Genomic DNA, 22,164 nt, shown 5'->3' with positions numbered 1-22,164 from the left:
TTTAATTTTAAGCATTTATTCCTTCCTATTTCTGAAATCTTCGATCATTTCCAACAGATAAGCGTGGTGCGCCCGTGTGTTGAAATTACCGGTTGCCCGTTTACTTTTTACCGTTTTTTCAATGCGGTCAAGTAGTGAAAAATACAGGTATTTCGTGTTATCGTGAGCAACGTTGTAGACCGGGTATTGGAACCCGAATCCCGATGCCATGTGTTCTCCGCAACTGCAAGTACGGCGCAACATGGGTTTCTCCGCGATAGGAGGTCCTTTTACAGTCCAGTTAACAGGTAATAATGAATTTAATAGAGAAGACAATATCGTTTTCTGCAAAAGCATGTCGATAGCAGAAAGGTTTTGCCCCTTGAGTGTCGGTTCCCACACGAGAGCATGCAGGTCATTCAGGTATTCTTTGGATGAGTAGGAGTTCGGATCCCGGTACTCGCCTAAGGATATTTTTTTCGTGTTGACAAGTAAAGCTGCTGCAAAATTCTTCACGAGCCTTTCCGAACGAGGGGTGCTTACTCTTAGGTTTTCTGTTGCTTGGGGGTTATCCAACCATTCCAGTTGTTGTAAATTTTTAATCAAGAACCTGAGCGATTGTTTTTGCTTCTCCTTGGGAACAACCGTGAACGAGGGGCGAGGATCGTTTACCTCGTGTTCATTCAAATAAAAACCACCTATATTCATCAGTGCATTGTAGAGATAACCGAAACATTGATTGACGATTTCTCCATAAATATTTATCCGGTAATCAAAATTCGGATCTTCCTTGTCCATCCACTCGTTCATGTGTTCGAGAATGTATTTCAAGTTTTTGATACCGTACTCTCCTGCCTTCACGGCGTCATCCCCCAAATCTTCCATCAGTGCGCTAGGGTCATACACGGCTTGGAGTTGTTGTTTCCCGTAACGGAACATCGGGTTGCCGGCTTTCTCGGCAATCCAGCCTCGTACGATAGCGTTCTCTTCTTCCGCTGTTTTTGCCTCGGGGATGGGTTGGTAACCTATTTTTATGGCATAAAAGTCATAAACCCCGATATTGGGAGGCGTCAACCGCAAACCTTTATCACCGGGTTGGGCGATGTAATTATTACGGGCATAGTCCATAATGGAAGGAGTTGTACCGTATTTTTGCGTGAATGAAGCGGAACGCAGCGAATCTACCGGATAGGATGAAGAGGCTCCCATGTTATGCATCAACCCCAAGCAGTGTCCCACCTCGTGAGCGATAACATAGTTAAGGCTTTCATCTAATATGTCTTGTGGCAACTTTTTCGTGCGCACTCTTTCATTTACTTGTGCTGTTTGCACGAAACGCATATCGTTCACGAGCTTGATGACATCGTGGTAAATGTACACGGAAGCATTGATAATCTCCCCGGTACGAGGGTCTGTCCACGAGGGCCCCATCCCATTAGCCACATCGATAGGCGCATAACGGATGCACGAATATTTCAGGTTGTCCGGGTCAAATTCCGGGTCATCCATCGGGAAATCTTTTGCCTGCATCACGTTTTTAAAACCGATTTTCTCGAAAGCGGCATTCCATTCCAAGACTCCCGCGTGGATTGCTTTTTTCCATTCAGCCGGAAATGTATTGTCGATGTAGAACACGATGGGTTTCACCGGCTCGACCAATTCACCCCGCTTGTATGCCTCCATATCCTTCGGCTGCACGTTCCAGCGATTCATGAAATAAACGTATTTTGAGCCATCCCGCTTTACACTGATATTCTGTTTCACTGTAGTAAAAAATCCGATCCGGGGATCCGAAATCCTGCTCCTCATCATATGCTCCTCATCCGGTAACAGAATGATAGAGCGATTAACTTTTATCGTTACAGGCAACTTAACCTCTTTATTCTCTTGGCTTGCAATCGTGTAATTCAAAGAGGAGATGATCGACACATTATCCTCGAACGCTTTAATGTCATCGATAAACGACAACTCCTGCTGGTATTCCGGTGATAATTTAACTCTCCCGTATTCGGCTTTTATCCCGTACGGGTCAAAAGGCGAAACGCGCTCGTCATCACTCAAAAATAGATCTGTCATGTCAATAACCACGGCTGTACTGTCGTTATTGAATGCTTTTATCTCGTACGTTTTGATAATCGGCGAGATAGAGCTTTTCCGGATGGATTGTTTCAGTTCATCTTCCCGGCTATCCGAATACTTCGGAATCACTCCCCACGGTTGCGTGATTTGAAGCAATTGGATAGAGGAATCCCTGCGGGCAAAAGCCAAATGCAAAGGTTCTTGGGGCTTTTGCCCCACGAGCGAATAACCGTTGTCGCTTGTTTCCCTGATCGTGGAACCAAGCAAAAATTCTCGATTTAGAAGCGTCAGCGGGATTTCAAAATAGAGCTTTTTATCTGTTTTATGGAGGGTAAATACCCCTTTACGGGTTACAAATTTTTCCTCCTTGAACAATTTATCATATTTGCTTTCCCGGGTTGCCTCTTCTGTCTTGTCTTTATTCTTTCTTTTCCTGTTCCCGCCGAAACTATCATCGGGTAATGCCGTCACGAGTAGGAAAAGAGAAGAGATGAATATAATGAACCCTTTCGTCATAATACTGATTTATTTTTTATTTATGCTGTCACTTGTAATTTGTTACTTATCTCTGAGAAAATCCTCGATTAATGATAACAAATAGTTATAATGAGCTTTGGATTCGTAGGTTCCCGTATTTTTATTCGCTTTTAGCGTGTTATGAATCCGGCTTACCATCCGATGCAATAAATGTTTTTGGTTGTCATTGGATATATTCTCCACGTACATGATGTAATTAAAACCGAATGTTTCATTTAATGCTTGCCTGAAATCATTGTCACGTTTGAAATTCAAGAAATTCTTTTCAGTCGTGTTCGCGTGTAATGCCGAGTTCTGGCTCAAAGAATTCATCATTTGCATGGCTTCATAAACAGGCATCTTTGTTTTGGCAAATGTTGGAATCTCCGGTACGGGATTACTCCTAAGCAAAAAATAGTCCGATTGAAACATTTTTTCGGTTAGTGGATCAGCTTCTTTAAGCAAGGTTTCAAGGAAAACTGTTTGCAACAGCATTTCCGACGCCGTGGGGGTTCTTCCTTTGATAGCGGATTCCCACACGTGGCTATACAAATCGTCAAGATATTCTCTCGGCGTGTAGGCAACGTCCGGTTCACGGTAGGCTGCCAGTGATATGCGTTTCGTGTTTAACAATGTTCCGCTGAATTCTTTCAACATGAGTCTTGCCGTTGAACCGTCAAATTCAAGGTTTTTAACCACGTTGATATCATCAATCCATTCTAGGTTCTTCAGTTCTTTCATGATGAATGCCAGCGAACGCTTTTGGATTTCCTTGGGAACAACCTTACTCGTAGCGTAAGGATCTCCCACGTAATGTTCGTTGATATAAAATCCCCCGATATTCGTTTGAGCGTTTGTCAAGTAACGGGTGTATTGAGTCACCATATCATTGTAAATACTTTGGCGGTAGGTGTAATCATGATCTTTATCGTCCAACCATTCATTCATATGTGCCAAAATATATTTCAAGTTCTTGATACCGTACTCTCCGGCTTTTACCGGATCATCACTCAAGTCCTCTGTCATGGATGAAGGGTCGAATACACCGTAATACACTTGTTGTTTCCCGTAGCGGTACTTCGGGTCCCCGGCTTTGTCGCTGACGAATTTTCTTAATACCGGAATTTCTTCCGCGGTAGTATTTGCTTCAAGAATCGGTTTATACCCGTATTCGATAGCGTAATAGTCATACACGCCCAAGTCGGGAGGGGTTAATTTAACACCTTTATCTCCGGGTTGTGCGATATAATTGTAGCGCGCGTAGTCCATGATAGACATCGTCGTCCCGTATTTTGCCATAAATTCCGCATCCCGGTACTTCTCCACCGGAATAGCGGCAGAGGCTGCCATATTATGCATCAGACCCAACGTGTGCCCGATCTCGTGGGCAACAATGTAACGCATACTTTCTTTCACCACATCCTCCGGTAATTTGGGTGTTCTCACGCGTTCATCCAATTGTGCCGTTTGCACGAAACGCATACTGTTTACCAATTGGATCACGTCATGGTAAACCAACACGCTAGCGTTAATAATCTCGTTGTTTCTCGGATCTACCCATGAAGGGCCTTGTGCGTTAGCCATCCCGATCGGGCAGTAACGGACGCAATTATATTTAATATTATCCGGGTCGAATTCCGGGTCGTTTGTCGGGAAATCTTTGGCTACCATCACGTTTTTGAAACCGATTTTTTCAAAAGCCTTGTTCCATTCCAAAATACCTTGGCGAATCGGTTCTTTCCACTCCTCGGGGAAAGCGTTATCCACGTAGAACACGATCGGTTTCACGGGTTCCACCAATTCTCCCCTCTTGTAGGCTTCCACGTCCTTCGGTTGCACGTCCCATCGGTTGATAAAGTATATATCTTTTATACCGTCTTGCGTGGTGCTGACATTACTTTTGTAACCGAAGAAATACCCCACCCGCGGGTCGGCTATTCTCGGGCGCATACTTGGCTCTTCGGGGAGCAAAACCAGAGAACAGTTTACTTTTGCCGTCACCGGTTCGTTGTGGGCAAACATTACTATTCCCATGTAAATAATATCTTGCAAATAAGACAGACTGGAAGTGATGGATATGTTGTCCTCGAAAGCTTTGATTTCATCAACGTAGGAAAGGTCTTTTTGGTATTTTATAAATCTAGCCGCCATCCCGTAATAAGTTCTTTGGCTATACGGGTCAAAAGGTTGCAGCCAACTGTTATTGCCCACGAAAAACTTAGTGACATCAAACACGACGGCAGTACTATCCGGGGAATAAGCTTCTATTTTGTAAGCATCCATCACTGGGGCAAAATTTCCTTTCGCCATAGCAGCTTTCACGTTTGGATCTTTTGTGTCCGAGATCATTTGTGTCTTGCGTTCATTGCTCACCTCTTTCATTTGAACAGTACTATCTGCTAATGAAAATTTGATGTGTACCAAAGGATTGTTTTTCTGTCCCACCAGCGCATTGGAGTTGTCACTGATTTCAGACACGGTTGCTCCCAGAAGCATTTCTCTCTCCATCAAGGATAATGGAAATTCCATGTATACTTTTTGATCCATCTTGTGAAGAGTAATCATTCCTTTCACTGTTGTACACTGCTTTCCCTTGAATAATTTTTCGTACTTGCTTTCTGTCTTCTCTTCGACTTTTGCATCTTTTTTCTTGGACTTTTTCCTTGCCTCCGAAGTGAACGGCACGCAAAGTAAAGCCACCAGAATAATTAAAACTCTGATTTTCATAAATACTTTTGATTTAAAACATACAATAATATACCCGATCTATTTTCAATAGATATCTTCTGACATTTCGAGTATCGCGAAGAATCCCCTTACTTGGAGATTCTTCGCTTCACTCCGAATAATGACGGTTTTATTTAATTCCACCCCCAATTATCTCCACTTCCAACTTTGAATCGTACATCGACAATTTTACCCAAATTCATTGCATTTTCAGGAGTTTGCCATATTAATTTTTCTTCATCTGTTTGCAAGTTTTTCCCATCTCTCATGTTAAGAATGACAAACTGTCCGTTATCCAAACCAATTCCGGCACGTCTGTGGTACCATACCTCGGCATTTATTGCCGTGACATTACCTGTACAGGTATAAAATAATTTAATTCCATCTTTGGGTGATTGCCTGCAATACAGATAGAGCTCTTTATCTTTGGATATGAGTACATAATCTGATGCATCTTCAAAAGGCAATGTGTATATCACACTATTGGAATTTATATATGGAGCCAAATCTATTTCATTGCGTCTACAATCGCTTAGGTATAAATTTGAAGAAGCCCAATCCCGATTTACAATAAAATCTTGAGTCCAGTATTTTCCGTCTTTGTCTTTTAAAATCATAAAGAAACCAACGGGTTGTGAAACTCCTAACGAAGGATTATAATATCCAAGATGAATCAATTCATTATCTCCCAAATTGTCTAAAGGAACCCAACCTGTCGGGATATCTTCCGAAGGTTTGCCCGGCATTACTTGTGGTTTGCTTAGATTCGTGGAACTGTAAATATCCGTTTGATCCAAAATTACAACCAGACGATTGTTTTCAAAGTCATGGAGTGTTGCAAAACCATTTTCCTTGAATGTCGAGAGATAGATGTGAGCGTGTAATTCTTCTCCGTCCAATGTCACAGGTGTTTGCAAATAACTGCTGGAATGATACAAGTCATCACTGACTTTAACCCTAGAGAATATTTTCCCGTCATAATTTTCTATCAAATCGACTCTTTTCATAGACATGGTATTGACAGGTTTGAAATCAACCGGTAATGTATGGTTTGCAAAGGCCTCGTCGATCGTGATCACTTTTTGGAAGGTAAGACCGTCCAGATCGACCATACCTTGTCCTCCTTGTTGTACCACCATGATATTAGCGGCAAGATCATGATTATTACGTGTATTGCAAAAATGTTCATGCAGTTTGACTGGCAAAGTCCCTAACTCGCTATGGCTTTTCAGCTTATAGACGTCTTCGTATACAATATTAGCCCAAACGTCTTCACCTTTCTCATTTTCTTTCGTGTGTTCTTTCACGAACGTCAGGTAAGATTTCTGGTCTTTATCTCCCAGGACAATCCACCCGTCAACATTAAACTCGCTGCTTATAGTATATGACTGGCTTTGAATATAAGTAACTCCCGTGTTAGGATCAGTTATACGCAAAACAAGATAACCACTGGATAGCGTGTCCGTGATCCAATAAAAGTCTTTTTTATTCCACCCCGGACGTGTTTTGCCACACCATTCCCATGTATACTTCAACCCTTCTGTTTCAACTCCTCTGCTGAATGTTAATTCCGGCTTTATATCTATGGTATCACCAACTGCAAGAGAAGTACTTCCTGTAAATTTCCCAATTTCTATGGTGTTGATATCGTGATAAGAGTAATTCCCTTTATCATCATAGCAATTCGTGAAAAATAAAACTATAATGATGAGTGAAAATATATTATATTTCATATTCATAGTTTTTTCATTTTAAATTAATAGCAAGGGATTATCATTGGAGCACCTCCGGCTTCCGTGATGTCATTTTTGGGATCGTTATCGGCAAGCGAAGCCGCAATTGCATCTTTGAGTTGTAATGACAATATTCGCATTTCCCATGGTTCTTTGCCTTCAAAGGAGATTTCTCCGGTCACACGTATAAAGGCATCATATTTTTCCGGGGAAAATATCCCTAAATACATCTCAATAACCGTGTTATCCCACCATAGAGGTTTGCTGGTAATATTGTCATAACGAAGCTGTGCCGTTTGTTGGTAATAATAACCCGGTTCAAAGTTTTCATTCTCCGCCAACATGATTTTAAGGAGATATGATTTTGCCTCCAAATTCTTCTTTGAAACCTCTATCCACAACGTATCTGTTGTGCGATTCGCTCTGAAGACTGGAGGTTGGGGTAATGTGTAATCTCCCGCGATAGCTGTCGTTAAGGAATCGATAACTTGAATTTTGTATTCAAGGTCCACCCCGGCAGGTTCTCCGATCAGTGAAACAATGAAAGGAACCTTTAATGTATTTTCCCCGGGATAATGCGAGAAAGAAACATAGGCCGTGTCTATTCTTCCCTTTGTAGAAATAAATAATTGGCGATGTGCAGTATTATATAAATCCGTTTCTTGTTCCGAACAAGCAAAGAGGACGGATAATAATCCTAATATGATAATATATTTTTTCATATCTTTTGACGTGATTAATTAATAGTTTCACTTTCGGGTAAAGGAAGGATAAACGCTTCATCCGGCATGGATCTCTTGGGTTTGATGTTGAGTTTCTTGTAGTAGAACCACAACTGACCTTCTCCGACAAACTCTCTTTTGGCTTCATTAATTAACTCCGAGTTAAATTCGGTCATCGACGTGATATCCAAACGACCAACAGTACAATTCCGTCCCCGACGTACAATATCCAATTCGTTAGTCGCCTCTTTAAACATATTCGAGTGTGCGTAATATTCTGCCCGGATATAATACATCTCACTTAAACGGAGCATAGGTATCATAATTTCATTCGTCTGCGGATCGCTTGTGGCATTAAGAGAATATTTTAAAGATTGATACCACCAGTCATTAACTTCTGCGACCAATTTTTTTCCACGATAGTCTGCGGGATCATCAAACATATCCTCTTTATCATAAATGTCCAAATATAATATTACCTCCGGCGTATTATAATATGATAAATAATTATCCAGAAGTTTTTCATTTGACAATGCAAAAATCAGATCGTCATGTAATTTGGGTTTCGCACTAATGCTTTCTTCGGGAGTAAACCGGAATAGGTTCGCCGAATTATCTTTAGCATCAATAATGATTTGTGTTGTATTGAATGCTTCTTGATATTTACCAACGTAAGCGTATGCGCGAGCTAAAACAGCATTAATAGCGTAATAATTCATCCGGAAGCCTCTATAAGCCTCAAAAATATCCGTAATTCCTAAGATCGCCGTGTTCGAAGACGAACTTGAAAAGCAGTAATAATAACTCATTCTGTCTTCCCGTGTGCCTAACGTGTCATACGGGGCCACCAGATCTTTTGCCGCATTAAGATCCCGGATCACTTTTTCCATCACGTCGTTGATCGTTGCTCTGGACTCGTAAGTCGAGGGGTATTTCTCGAAATAAGGGATATAAGTTTGACCGTCATCTTTGGAAGGAGCAAACAAGCGCACCATTTCAAAGTGAAGGAAAGCCCGGAGGGCTAAGGCTTCTCCTTTAATTACATTTTTTTCAAGTTCTTCTCCCGCAAATTTTAGCGGATCCTCTCCGTCGATTCTTGACAACAGATTATTGGCATTTGCTATCGAATTATAAGTTTTCGACCAGATATTGTCAATTAATGGTTTTACATTTTTATCCTTGTAATTATAATCGGCGATTGTACTCCAATTTTTGGGTAAATAACTTACATCATAATACCGTGCTAATACATCGAGAGCACCCCATGTCATTTCCCGACCATACATACTACCGGCTGCCATATTTTGGTATATGCCGTTTAGTGCGTTTCTATATCCAAGTCCGGTTTCAAATAATTGATCTTCATCAACTTGATTTTTCGGGCTTATTGTCAACCAATCATTACATGAAGTTAATGCAGTCAACAAAGTTATAGCGATAATAAATTTCGATATTTTCATGTTTTTTCTTTTAGAAGCTAGCTTTTAATGAAAAATTTATTGTTCTGGCAAAAGGATAACTTAGGCCTCTTTCTTCTTTTACCGAAGACCATCTCACGAGATCCTCCGCCCCAATCTCAAAACGCAACATACTTAATCTGGCTTTTTTTACCCAAGGTTGGGTGAAATCATAACCAAGAGAGATAGAACTTAAAGATACCATATTATAATCTTGAACAAACCGGGAGGTAGGATTAGTTGTTTCAATTCCACCGGTTCTACCGCTTTCCAGTTTTTTAAATTTTGCCTTATCGCCGGCTTTTTGCCACCTGTCTGTTAATACTCGTTTATCAACATTCTCGTTGTAAATATCAGCATTCTCAACCCGGTCAACCAATGTCTGGTTATAACGTTGTCCTCCGAATTCATACATGAAATTGGTGAACAGGGAGAAGTTCTTATAGGTCAAGTTAAAACCGAATGAACCTTGAGCATCCGGATCGGTGCATCCGATAGCCACTTGGTCTGAAGTATTCCACACGTCGGTTAAAGTCCCGTCCGGTCGAATAAAAACTTCATTCCCATTAGACGGGTCGATACCCATGGAGCGTACCCCCCAAATTGTGTTCATGGATATTCCTTCCACGTATTTATTAAAAGGCTTACTCGTTGAACCGTCAAAACGACTGTTCGTTTTGAAATACTCGTCGACTTGCGTGTTATAGTCTCTCAAACTTTGAGCAATTTTCATCAGTCTATTTTGATTATGCGACAGATTGCCGAAAAGAGCCAAGTACAGGTCTTGCTTCCTGATAATATTCATCCTCAAATCAATCTCGTATCCCCTGTTCCTAACCTCTCCGATATTATCCTTGTACGTGTTGAAACCCGTGGAACTCGGAACTGTTACACTATTGATACAATCGGTTGTTTTCTTGTTATAATAAGATGCTTTGATATAGAAAAGGCGATTTAATATACTCAATTCAACCCCGACATCTAAAGTATTTGTCGTTTCCCAAGTGAGGTCTTTGTTACCTAAAGCCGTTAATGTAGCCCCGGCTCCTGTCTGATACCATTGTTCATCATTTATCGAATAAATCGTTTTAGCTTCATAATCCGAGAAATTGACATTCCCGGTTTGCCCGTAACTACCTCTAATCTTCAATTCATCAATATACTTGTAGTTATCCATGAAAGCGTAATTGTGAATATTGATACCGAAACCGGTTGACCAGAACGGGGCATATTTACGGTCGCTACCGAACTTAGACGATCCGTCAATACGCCCGGAAAAATCAAACAGGTAAATATCCCGGAAACTATAATTTACTGTGGCTATTGCCCCGAATAATCTGCTTTTCCCTTCCGACTGGGTTGGTTTCTCGTAAATTTCTTTCGCGTAATTGGGTGAATTCAGTGAACCTGATGGGAAGCCTTTATAGAAAGCGGACCCACTTTCACTATAATCTTCTTTTGTATTTATACCTACAGTAAAATTCACGTTATGTTTATCGAAAGTACGATTATAAGCTAATAACAAGTTCATATCCCAATTGAAGGATTCCCCGTTTGATTTCCTCAATTCTCCGGAATAAAGATGGGTCATGCTCAACGGTTCCGCATTCTGCTTGGAAAGCGGATCGAGAAATCTATCTCCATGTTCGACAGTTCTGGTAATGCTAAAGGTCCCCTTCAATAATAAATGTTGGGTTATATACCAATTAGCACTAAGATTGTTGATAAATTCTTCTATTTTAGATTTATCATAATTCATCAATGTCGATTCGTAAAGGGGATTTTCCCGATAGTCTGTATCCGTGCTTGTCTTATCATAGTCTTGCAAGCGCTCAAGGTATTTCCCGTTTTCATCTTTGTAAGTATCATAAGGTTGAGCATAAGCGTATTTTGAAAAATCGCCGTATGGTGATTCTGCCGATTTAGTCAAGTTATAGCTTACTTGATTTTTTACTTGCAATTTCCCTATCCGGTAATCTACGTATAGGGCTACCCCGATATTATCCCTGTAAGAACCGATCATAACACCCTTGTTCGTATTATAGCTGAGATCGAGTCCGAACCGAACGTTTTCCGAACCTCCTTCTATAAATAGACTGTGTTTATGATTGAATACGGTTTCAAGAGGTTTTGCCAACCAATAAGTATCAATACCTTTCTCTATATTAGCAAGTTTCTTGTTATACTCTTGATCTCTGGCAATTTGGAAATCTTCATCGACATAGCAGCCGGCTAACTTCTCGACTTCCAACTTTTCTCTCGCATTGAGAAGATCATAATCCGACAGGTCGGGAGCCACAACGGAACCGGTAAAGCTATACGAAACATTCAATTTGCCGGGTTTCGGGGCTACCGTTGTGATAACCACAACACCATTGGCGGCGCGTGAACCGTATAGGGCGGTTGCCGCAGCATCTTTTAATATCGTGATGCTCTCGATTCTATTGATGTCGAAGTCGTACAATTTTTGCACACTAATCTCGAATCCGTCCATGATAAACGTCGGAAGATTCGGGTTGTTCTGCAAATTACCTTTGGTCGTGTAATTCGGATCCAGTTGCTTTATTCCGATACCGGATTCACCGCGAATATACATTTCCGGTAAGGCATTCGGGTCTGAGCCCCATTGGTTGTTTTCTTTGATGCGGAAAGAGGGATCGAATGCTTGCAGCGCTTTAATTACATTCGTTTTGGATGCCTTTAAAAGTTCCTCTTTTTTTACAGAAACCGTGTTTCCAGTGAAACTTTCTTTTCTGATGTTGGCGTATCCCGTCACGACAACCTCATCCATCTCCTCCACGTCTTCTTTCATCGTAATAACCAATTCTTTTTCATCATTTTTCCGTTCATCGCTCAAACGGTAATGGATGGTTTCCATCCCAATAAACGAGAACACCAAAATTGTACTATCCATTTTGGGTATCTCAATTTTAAACTTACCATCCGCATCCGTTACCACACCCAGTTTAGTTCCCTCTATAAGAATCGTAACTCCGGGCAACGGTACACTTTTCTCGTCTACCACCTTACCCTTGATTTGCCGGGGTTTCTCCTGTGCTTTTTCATCTTTAGCCGGAGTGATGATGACTACATCATTTTGAATAACATAAGACAAAGGCGTGTCCTTCAATAACTCGTTCAACACCTCTTCCAAAGTAGCATCCTTCACACTCAGATTCCGTTTCCCATACTTTATGACCTCTTCCATCTGGTACAAAAAACGATAACCTGTTTTTTGACTCACATTCGTGATAGCTTGGTCGATGGTAACGTCTTCCAAATTCATTGTCAATCTTACAACCTGAGATTTTGCACCTACCTGCAAGAAGAAGAGGGACATGAATAGAAGAAGAAGGCTGCGTTTAAAAATAAATCGCATCTTTTTAAATCTTTGCATCCCGCTAAAGACTTCAATTCCGTTTTTTTTCATACTTTTACATGCTTAATGATTAATGATTGACTTTTTAATCGTTATTAAAACTCACTTAGGAGCAGAAAATAGGACCAATATTTTCTGCTCTTTATATATAACAACATTTATTTGAACATCTTTTTCACGAATACAGTTCTATCTTTCACCTCGAACTGCACCCGAGTAGCTTTCTCCAACATATCCAATATCTCCGTGAAATCCTCATACCGGGCTAACTCTCCGGAGAAGTGATATTCCTTCAGTTCCGGGTTTACCCAAAATATATCAATATTATACCAACGTCCCAAGCACATCATGATGTCCTCCAACGTATTATTCAACAACACAAAACGTCCGTCCTTCCACGCAGAATAAAGGCTCGCATCTACCCGACGAATAAAAAGTTCTCCATCTTTATATACAACTTGTTGATCAGGCTGAATCTTCACGCTTTGCTTTCCATCATATACCCGTACCAATCCTTCATTCAACGTGGTTTCCACAATTTTCTTATCCGGATAAGCCTGCAAATTAAATTGAGTTCCCAAGACCTCGACAGAAACTTTGTCATCCGCATTCACTACAAACGGGCGTGAAGCATCTTTTCTAACACTAAAGAAAGCCTCTCCCCGTAAAAATACATCCCGTTCGTTTTTCCCGAATTTAACAGGAAATCGAATCTCTGAATCCGAATTCAAAAATACCTCCGTACTATCGGACAAAAACAACTTGTACTCTCCGCCGCGAGGCACCCGAATGGTATTATACACTAGAACATCTCTTCCACTTTCTCCCGCAATCTCTTCATAAGAAACTTGACGACCATCATTTTTGGCTATCATGCCGCTTCCCAAAGCGATTAATTGTTTCGTACTATCCTGCAATACAATTTCGTCACCGGAAGAAGTAATCAGAACAGCCTTGGAACCACCCGTTTCGATACGAGCTATCGGTTGCGCAATCTCTCGTTCCATCGGCTTTCTAAAAAGTCCCCAATACAATCCTACCCCGACAAGTAAAATCATTGAAGCCGCAATACCTATCCACCAAGGAGATATACTTCTTCGTTTGTCTCGTAAGTCTAACTGTTTTTTCACCGTCTCCCACGAATCATCCACCTCCAAACGCCCGGCATATAAATCTCTGCTCGAAAGATTTTTTCCTTCAAGGATATGTTGAAATAGTTCTCTATTCCGAACATCCTCCTTCAACCACGCTTCCAATTTCTCTTCTTCAGCAGGCAAAAGTGTACCGATCACCTTTTTAGCGATCAAACGAGATATTTTATAATCTTTCGGATAGTCCACCATAAAACGTCCTAATTTAAATTTATAATTCTATCTACAGAACGACAGAATTTCAAAAAAGGATGAGTGGACTTGTCGTTTTTTTTCAATTATATTTTTGGCAACAGGAACAAAAGTAAATAGTAATAATCCTTCAACGCCACACGAAGAATGTCCATTGCTTTATATTTCAAAGACTTAACAGTATTAACAGAGATGCCTAATTCTTCTGAAATTTCTTTATTTTGTTTACCTTCCAAACTCAATTTTATAATTCTGCGACTTTGAACGGGTAAAGCATCGATTGCCTCATTAACAATTCGATATGTTTCCTCTTCAATTACAATGTCGCGAAAAAAGTATTCACGCTCAGCAGCCCCCAAACTATTTTGAACAGGCATTTTCTTTTGCTTCTTCAAATAATCAAAGCATTTGTTTTTGACAGCTACATATAAAAATATATCCGGCGTTGTTTCAAAATTATAAGATTCCCTTTTTTCCCACAAATGAATAAATACTTCCTGCGCAATGTCTTTCGCTATATCTTCATCCCCGACAAGACGGCAAGCAACAATACACATAGACAAGTAATATTTTTTAAATAAGACCTCATAAGCCTCAATATTGCCGGTACGAATGGAGTCAAATAAAAAGTCCTCTGTATTTTGATCACGTTTAGACATAATTCTATGATTTACACCAAAAGAACACTCTTAAGAATACAAAAGTAGAGAAAAAAATGAAAATAACAATTTCACGAATAATTACTACTCATTCGCAACACAAATTATTTTGCAATAAAAAACTCGTTTTACATCTGTAAAACGAGTTCTTCACGTTAAATTATCTCACTCAATCATACTTCTGGTCTATCCCCCTCTCGTCTATATTTATCCCCTCTTTCATCCACCGGGGCATGGGTGTGTCTTTCAAGTAATGGTCAAAAAATTGTTGTAAACGAATCGTCCAATCCATTTCTGCCGCCTTGTTATACAAGAAATGTTTATCCCCCTTGTAATTCAGTAACCAAGCCGGTTTCTGCAAACGCCGCATGGCAAGAAATAAATTCAAACCCTCCGAATAAGGTACCGCCTCATCTTTATCACAATGGAATATTAATAGAGGCGTCTGTATCTTATCGGCATAGAATATCGGGGAATTTTTAATATACATTTCGGGGTCGTCCCAAAGTGTTTTTCCCATGCGGCTTTGAGTTTCCTCGTACATGAACATACGGGGCATGCCGCTTCCCTCCCGGATTCCGGTATAGGCGGAAACCATGCTTGAAACAGCCGCACCGGGACTGGCACACCGGAACATATTCGTGCGAGTCACCAGATAAGCCACCTGATACCCGGACCAACTATGCCCCTGTATACCGATACGGTCTTTGTCGGCAATGCCCCGGTCTATCAACATCCGGGTTCCGCTCACCACGGCATTGTAGCTACTCTCACCCGGGGCTCCTATCGTGAAATGCACATCCGGCATGAAAACCACGTAACCGTTGCTCACGTACGTTACCACGTTAATCATGGCACTACTCAAAGCCGGCACGGGATTCACGTGTATATCCCCGGTATGGGTTTCATAGAAATTCACGATAACGGGGTAACGTTTCGACGGGTCGTAATCATCCGGCAGGTACAACAATCCCCGGTTGCGTTTTCCCTCGAAATTCGTCCACTCGACCAGTTGCACCGAACCCCAGCGGTAATCCTTCTGCTGCGGGTTCGTGTCCGTTATCTTCACGGGACGGACGAAATCGGTTTTACTCCACCAGATATCACGGAATTCATGGTAATTCTGACGAATGTACATGCAATATTTCCCGTCATTGGTCACTTGATTAAAATTCAAGGCATAAGGCCCTTCCATCAATTTACGGATTTTGCGGGCGGGAGTCAGCACGTAAACCCCTTGGTCGAGAGTTTCGGTATTCCATGTTTTCAACAAAACATTCTGTTTCGTGTCAATCCACTTGGAATCGTAATTCGCTTTCAACAAACGCAAAGAGGTATTATTTTTCCGTCCCCAGCCGTTCGTGAGGGAATACACTGCATTTTTACCCGTCAGATCTATCACCCACATATCATACCTGTCATACAAAACCACTTTATTTCCCCCGTCAAGCCATCCGGCGATACCATATGAATCGGCAGGTTTCGGCTTATCGTGCTCTTCGTCGTACACGGGATGACCAATCGCGGAAGATATATCCGTCAATTCTCCCGTGGTTGGTTCCAATTTATACCATGTTTTCTTTTCCCCGTGATAAAATAAAGCATATTTCCCGTTCGGGCTCCATACCGGACGTTGACGAAAATCCGAGAATATCAATTTCCGCTCTCCCGTTTCTAAATTCACCAAGTATAAATCTGATGACTCACCATCCCTCCAGTCCGTCAGTCCGCGGTAAGGCGCCTCATTCGAAATAATCACGTAATTATATTCGTCACAGGTAGGATGAAACACTTGATCAAACTCCGCCGGCGAAACAAGTACACATTCCTTCGTGTCTACATGATAGACGTACTTCGGGGTATTGCGCCGATAACCTCTCCCGTTCCTTTGGCGACTTTGAGAAAGTTCATCATCCCATTTCCACAATTCAAGTTCGAAACTCTTGTCCGGTTCCACTTTCGGGCGACGAGGCGTTGACACCTTAGGCACACCGTCAACAAAAATATACCGACCGTTATTAAACGGCATATTCAACCCGCCACGAACTTTATACGCGGTATCGGGAAGCACCACCTCTTTCGTGTCCATGATCAACTTGTAAGTACCGTCTTTCATGTTAAAAGCATACAACAAGTCGGGATCTTTCAAGAAAGAAGTGTCCGACGCTATCGTGAAAACCCCCTTCATATTCTCTCTACCCAACGTGAAATTCGTCAACCGGGCATCCGGATTACCATAAATCAACTTCTGCTTCCCCTTCACCGGACCGGCATAAAGAGATTTGTAACCATCACGCTCTTTCGTGTAGATGATCGTCTTGTTATTATCGAGCAATATATGGTAATCCAAACTATCCATGACAGTCGAATCTCCCGTTTCATAGTTCCAAATTACCAATCGTTTGATATCTTTGTCTTTCTCGTTTTTCCCGATAGGATAGGAATAAGTCATAACCGGAGAATCGGATGATTCGTTACAGTCATACGGTCTGTCCCATAACTGCTTTTTCATGTTCCTCAGAGTCAACAGGAAAACGGAATCCTTTACCAGCCCCGAAGTATCCCGCGGAGAAGGGGAAACCACGTATTTCAAGCATTTCCCGTTATTGAAGAAATGAGCTTGCCGCACATTTTCCAGCTCGTAAGTCTTACCCGACTCGTTATGGTGCAAATAAGTGACGGGGGAATCTTTCTCGTGCCCTTCACCGTCAATATACACGAAACGGTAGGTAATCCATTTCCCGTCATCCGACATATGCTGCCCTTCTACCCTTCGCCATAATTTATAAGCCTCCATATCGAGGGGCTTTTTCTGTGCCATACCATCCGTCAACCAAGCGAATAACAAACAACACAGCAAAATATATCGTCTTTTCATACCTATATCTTTTTATCTTTCCAAAAAGTAATCCAAATCCCCTTGATAATCCGCTGAGGCATCCCCTAACAGATATTTAGCGAAATGGAACCATAACTTGCGTTCAAAAAACTCATCGGCAGCCCCGGAGAACCCGTGAGAATTACCGGGCAACACGAGCATATCGAAGTTCTTCCCCTCTTTAATCAAAGCATCGACCACTCGCAGGGTATGTGACGGATGCACCGTACGATCCATATCCCCGGTCACGATCAACAAGCCTCCCTTATAATTCTTCGCCAATTCCTGATTCGTCTTACTTCGGGTTTCAAAGGAGATTTCTTCCCGCTCGTTTCCGGCACTATCTTTTACTACCTGCTTTTTCTCCTTCACGCCGTAATGGATTTCGACAAAGCCTTTATTATAAATATTATTATCGTGATTCCCTGCCGAAGATACCGCCGCACTGTAAAAATCCGGATAGGTCAACAGTGCCGCCGTGGACATAAACCCGCCACCGGAGTGACCGAATATACCCACCTTTTTCACGTTAATAAAGGGGTAACGTTGTGCCAATTGCTCGATCGCGTATTTATCGTCAGCCAAAGGATAATCCCGCTGGTTGCCGTACCCGTAAGTATGGTAATATTTCCCCCGCATAGGCGTTCCACCCCGGTGTCCCATGGATACCACGATAAAGCCCACTTGAGCCAAACGGGTATTCATGTCATCATTCACAGTGAAACGGGTTTGCACGTACTCGAAGAAAGGTCCCGGGTAAACCGACGAAATAATCGGATAGGTTTTCGTGGAATCGAAATCCGCCGGTTTCCACATCACACCGTAAATATCCGTTACCCCGTCTGCCGCCTTCACCTTAAACCGTTCGGGTTTCTTCCAACCGAATGTATAAAGGTTCTCCAAGTCCGGTTTCTCCAACTCCAAAATCACTTTGCCTTTCCGATCGCGTACCACGTTGACAGGTTCCATATCCACCCGGGAATAGCTATCCACGAAATACTTGCTCGACGGAGAGATATCCACGTTATGCGAGGCATTTTCCGGGGTTAACAATGTTATCGCATCGGTCTTATCCAGATCGGCTCGATAAAGAACATAATAGTAAGGGTCAATCTCTTTCTCCTTGCCTAAACCTATAAAATAAATCTGTCGGCTCGCCGTGTCAATCTTCATGATCGGTCCGGCAACCCATGCCCCGGAAGTAACTTGATTCTTCAAGTTACCATCCTTATCATACAAATAATAGTGTCCCCACCCGCTACGCTCGGAGCGGAAAAGGATCTCGTTCCCATCGTTCAAGAAATGAACGGCTCGCATCTGGTAATCCAGATAAGGTTTGTCTACCTCGTGTATCAACACTTTTACCTCTCCCGTTTCCGTGTCGACAACACAAATCTCGCACTCGTCCCAAGTTCTTTTATAACGTTGAAAATAAAGACGTTTTGCATCCTTACTAGCATACAGGATATCGATATATTGATCTTTCCAACGATCGATATTAACCTTTTTCACCTCCCGGGTATTCGCATCCCCGATCAACAACTCGAACTGAATCACATGTTCATCACCCGCCAATTCTGCCTTGTAAGTTTTCAGACGGGGACGGGGATTTGCCAAAGCATCAATCAACCACAAATCTTCGACTTGACGGGAATCGTCCCGAATAGCATAAAACTTGTGTCCGGTTGGGAACCATTTCGCGGAGCATCCCATGCGTTCGTCCAACTCGCCTTCATCTTCCCGGTTAAAGGTATAATAACGTTCCCCGTCGCTTGTCAATTGTACTTCTGTCGTGTCCTTACCCTTAGCCGCATTTCCCACGATATAGAGATTATGCCGCTTGGCAAACAACATATAGGAACTGTCCCGTGAATAGTATTTCCAATAAGGATCATAATTCATCTGCCCTTTCTGTTTTTCGGCTAATTTCAGTTCTTTCGTGTTAATATTGTACGTGAAATCATTCCGGTCAAACCAGAAACGGATTGTTTCCCCGTCCTCGTCAAAAGTGAAATCCAATTCCAAATCCTTGTGGTTATATCCCTTCCTAGTAATCTCACTAATTTTCATCAATAACTCCGCGTTGTCGAAAATCAAGCGTTTTTGTCTTTTAGCCGGATCAACCAAATAATAGTTTTTTCCCTCGCTCGTGCGGAAAGAATACCAGAAACGATCGGTATTATTTATATAACGAGGATGTACTTCCAAACTATTCTTTGTCAACGGCACTTGTGTTACGCGCCGGAAGCGCTCGGCAAGCTCGTAATTCGCTTTTTGCTGCCCGAACGCCCCGACCGAAACAAGTAAAAACAGACCAATAATAAATTTCTTTATCATCCTATCTATCCCCATTCTTGTATTGTTCAACTTCATAATAGTAATCCCCGGTATCATCTCCTAGCAGAATACGGGCAAAGTGGAACCACATCTTACGCTCGTAAAATGTATTCTCGGCTCCCCCGAAACCGTGGTTCGACCTCGGTAAAATGATCATATCAAAATTCTTGTCCGCCTTGATCAACGCATCGACCATCCGCAACGTGTGAGCCGGATGCACGTTATCATCCATCCAACCGTGAATCAACAACAGACCGCCTTTATATCGCTTTGCCAGCTCCATATTCGTACCCACCTTAAATTTAAAAGTCGATTCCGTCCGGTCACCGTTCACGCTATCCTTAATCACCTTCTTTTCTTCTTTCACACCGTTGTGAGTTTCGCCCCACCAATGATTATAGATTGTATTATCATGATTTCCCGCGGAAGATACAGCCGCCTTGTAGAAATCCGGGTAAGTACAGATGGCCGCGGTAGACATAAATCCACCCCCGGAATGACCGTAGATACCCACTTTTGTCGCGTCGATAAAAGAATAACGGTCTGCCAGTTGCTCTATCGCGTATTTATCATCTGCTAACGGGTAATCCCGCAACCTTCCATGACTGTAAGTGTGATAAAATTTTCCCCGCATAGGCGTTCCACCCCGGTGTCCCACGGCAATCACGATAAAACCCAATTGAGCCAAACGGGTATTGTCGTCATGAATCAACCGGAATTGCGTCGGCACGTACTCGTAGAAAGGACCGGGATACACGGAAGAAATAATCGGGTAGACTTTCGTCGAATCGAAATCAAACGGTTTCCACATCACCCCGTAGAGGTCGGTCACTCCATCGGCAGCCTTCACCTTAAAACGCTCCGGAGCCTTCCACCCTATCTCCAAAGCCCGGCGAATATCAGGCTTTTCCAATTCCATAATCTCTTTCCCTTTCCGGTTTTTCAACACGATACGGGGAACCATATCCACCCGCTCGTGAATATCCACGAAATACTTGAATGATTTCGAGAAATATACCTGATGATTCGTGTTATCAAAAGTCAATTGCGTCAAACTCTCCGGCTTATCGATATTCACCTTGCACGGGATATAATAATACGGGTCTATATTTTCATCCTTTCCTAAAGCATAGAAATAAAGCGTACGTCCCACGGTATCGATATCCGAGCAAGGCCCTGCCACCCATTCCCCGGAAGTAATGGCATGCTTAAAGTTTCCCTCGTTATCGTAAAGATAATAATGCCCCCATCCCGTGCGCTCGGAACGATAAATAATATCCTTCCCGTCATTCAGGAACATGATATTCGCCATTTTGTAATCCATGAAAGGTTTGTCAATCTCGTGAATCAACACTTTCACCTCTCCCGTCGTGAGATCGGCAACACAAACCTCCTGTTCGTCAAAAGCCCGGGTTTTCCGTTCAAAATAGATCTTATTACCATCCTTCGAGGTATAAAGTACATCCACGTACTGGTCTTGCCAGCGATCGACATCTATCGTTTTCATCTCCTTCGTTTCCACATCGATAACCGTCAACACGGTTTTCTCCAATTTCTGGTCGCCTGCCATAGAATACTTGTACGTTTTCACCTTGGGACGGGGAGTTGCCATCACGTCCACCAAAAACAATTCATCCACGTGGCGGGTATCTTCCCTCACGGCATACACCTTTTTAGAATCTTTCATCCACACGGCAACCGGAGTTGCTGGAAATGTATCCGTACCAACCTCTTCTTCTTCCTTGAAATAAGAGAAATATCTCTCGCCATCCGTCGTCAATTGTATGACAGTCGTGTCTTTCCCTTTATCCTTATTCCCCATGATATAAAGATTATGACGTTGAGCAAACATGATATAGGTACTATCCGGAGAATACTTTTTCCAAGAATCCCCGAAACCTTTATTAATCACGGTATCCAACTTCGTCACCTCCTCCGTCTTCATATCATAACGGTATTTGTGTTTCTCGAAATCAAAAGTGAAAGAAGTTCCTTTTTTATCAAACTCCAATCCTTGGAACGTGAAATCCTTCGCGTCACACACCTCGTGCGTTTCCTGATTCAAGAACCCGAACAGTTTTTCCGAGTTGAACAGCAAGCGCTTCTCTCTCTTCTCCGGATTCACGTAATAATAACGCTTTCCTTCTTCCGTCGTGAACGAGTACCAAAAACACTCTCCGTCATTAATATACATGGGGTATATACTCATGCTGTTTCTATCTGCCGACCGGAAATTCCGACTCGTGAAACGATCGGCAAGCTTGAAATTCGCCTTTTGTTGTGCGCGTACAGAACTTCCTGTCAACAACAACAAAAGCATTATGATATATTTTGTTCTCATTTTCAATTCTCCAT

Annotated in this window: 11 protein-coding genes; all 11 read right to left on the bottom strand. The window is 42.1% G+C overall.

What is annotated here, in order from left to right; all coding sequences use genetic code 11:
- Nucleotides 1–15: 15 nt before the first annotated feature.
- On the bottom strand, nucleotides 16–2,574 hold the full coding sequence (locus ACK8P8_RS03545; RefSeq protein WP_369859404.1) for a zinc-dependent metalloprotease: 2,559 nt from the start codon (nucleotides 2,572–2,574) through the stop codon (nucleotides 16–18).
- 42 nt (nucleotides 2,575–2,616) lie between these two features.
- Nucleotides 2,617–5,301, bottom strand: coding sequence for a zinc-dependent metalloprotease (locus ACK8P8_RS03540; RefSeq protein WP_369859405.1), 2,685 nt, complete (start codon nucleotides 5,299–5,301; stop codon nucleotides 2,617–2,619).
- Between the two features lie 134 nt (nucleotides 5,302–5,435).
- Nucleotides 5,436–7,040, bottom strand: coding sequence for a PKD-like family lipoprotein (locus ACK8P8_RS03535; RefSeq protein WP_186976997.1), 1,605 nt, complete (start codon nucleotides 7,038–7,040; stop codon nucleotides 5,436–5,438).
- A 17-nt stretch (nucleotides 7,041–7,057) separates the two neighbouring features.
- Complete coding sequence (locus ACK8P8_RS03530) at nucleotides 7,058–7,756, bottom strand: DUF4843 domain-containing protein (RefSeq protein WP_292268996.1); 699 nt, start codon at nucleotides 7,754–7,756, stop codon at nucleotides 7,058–7,060.
- Between the two features lie 14 nt (nucleotides 7,757–7,770).
- Nucleotides 7,771–9,216 carry a RagB/SusD family nutrient uptake outer membrane protein gene (locus ACK8P8_RS03525; RefSeq protein ID WP_410025550.1) on the bottom strand — a complete coding sequence of 482 codons (1,446 nt, stop codon included), beginning with the start codon at nucleotides 9,214–9,216 and terminating at the stop codon, nucleotides 7,771–7,773.
- A gap of 10 nt (nucleotides 9,217–9,226) precedes the next feature.
- On the bottom strand, nucleotides 9,227–12,643 hold the full coding sequence (locus ACK8P8_RS03520; RefSeq protein WP_227217513.1) for a SusC/RagA family TonB-linked outer membrane protein: 3,417 nt from the start codon (nucleotides 12,641–12,643) through the stop codon (nucleotides 9,227–9,229).
- A gap of 107 nt (nucleotides 12,644–12,750) precedes the next feature.
- A complete protein-coding gene (locus ACK8P8_RS03515; RefSeq protein ID WP_369859406.1) occupies nucleotides 12,751–13,935 on the bottom strand; it encodes a FecR domain-containing protein in 1,185 nt (394 codons plus the stop codon).
- 86 nt (nucleotides 13,936–14,021) lie between these two features.
- A complete protein-coding gene (locus ACK8P8_RS03510) occupies nucleotides 14,022–14,594 on the bottom strand; it encodes an RNA polymerase sigma-70 factor (RefSeq protein WP_186977003.1) in 573 nt (190 codons plus the stop codon).
- Nucleotides 14,595–14,763: 169 nt separating this feature from the next.
- Nucleotides 14,764–17,472 (bottom strand): S9 family peptidase, encoded by a 2,709-nt coding sequence (locus ACK8P8_RS03505; protein ID WP_410025549.1) that lies wholly within the window; start codon nucleotides 17,470–17,472, stop codon nucleotides 14,764–14,766.
- A gap of 12 nt (nucleotides 17,473–17,484) precedes the next feature.
- Entirely contained in the window at nucleotides 17,485–19,809 is a 2,325-nt protein-coding gene (locus ACK8P8_RS03500) for a S9 family peptidase (RefSeq protein ID WP_410025592.1), read from the bottom strand.
- 1 nt (nucleotide 19,810) lies between these two features.
- Complete coding sequence (locus ACK8P8_RS03495; protein ID WP_410025548.1) at nucleotides 19,811–22,150, bottom strand: S9 family peptidase; 2,340 nt, start codon at nucleotides 22,148–22,150, stop codon at nucleotides 19,811–19,813.
- Between the last annotated feature and the right edge of the window lie 14 nt (nucleotides 22,151–22,164).

This window comes from Butyricimonas muris, from assembly GCF_046365375.1.
GTDB classification, from domain to species: Bacteria; Bacteroidota; Bacteroidia; order Bacteroidales; family Marinifilaceae; genus Butyricimonas; species Butyricimonas muris.
Note: the sequence above shows the minus strand (reverse complement) of the source record. Positions and strands in the feature narration are given on the sequence as shown.

Bases quoted from the DNA above. Each gene is read 5' to 3' on its own strand.
- ACK8P8_RS03545 (WP_369859404.1), bottom strand. From the start codon at position 2,574: ATGACGAAAGGGTTCATTATATTCATCTCTTCTCTTTTCCTACTCGTG.
- ACK8P8_RS03540 (WP_369859405.1), bottom strand. From the start codon at position 5,301: ATGAAAATCAGAGTTTTAATTATTCTGGTGGCTTTACTTTGCGTGCCG.
- ACK8P8_RS03535 (WP_186976997.1), bottom strand. From the start codon at position 7,040: ATGAATATGAAATATAATATATTTTCACTCATCATTATAGTTTTATTT.
- ACK8P8_RS03530 (WP_292268996.1), bottom strand. From the start codon at position 7,756: ATGAAAAAATATATTATCATATTAGGATTATTATCCGTCCTCTTTGCT.
- ACK8P8_RS03525 (WP_410025550.1), bottom strand. From the start codon at position 9,216: ATGAAAATATCGAAATTTATTATCGCTATAACTTTGTTGACTGCATTA.
- ACK8P8_RS03520 (WP_227217513.1), bottom strand. From the start codon at position 12,643: ATGAAAAAAAACGGAATTGAAGTCTTTAGCGGGATGCAAAGATTTAAA.
- ACK8P8_RS03515 (WP_369859406.1), bottom strand. From the start codon at position 13,935: ATGGTGGACTATCCGAAAGATTATAAAATATCTCGTTTGATCGCTAAA.
- ACK8P8_RS03510 (WP_186977003.1), bottom strand. From the start codon at position 14,594: ATGTCTAAACGTGATCAAAATACAGAGGACTTTTTATTTGACTCCATT.
- ACK8P8_RS03505 (WP_410025549.1), bottom strand. From the start codon at position 17,472: ATGAAAAGACGATATATTTTGCTGTGTTGTTTGTTATTCGCTTGGTTG.
- ACK8P8_RS03500 (WP_410025592.1), bottom strand. From the start codon at position 19,809: ATGATAAAGAAATTTATTATTGGTCTGTTTTTACTTGTTTCGGTCGGG.
- ACK8P8_RS03495 (WP_410025548.1), bottom strand. From the start codon at position 22,150: ATGAGAACAAAATATATCATAATGCTTTTGTTGTTGTTGACAGGAAGT.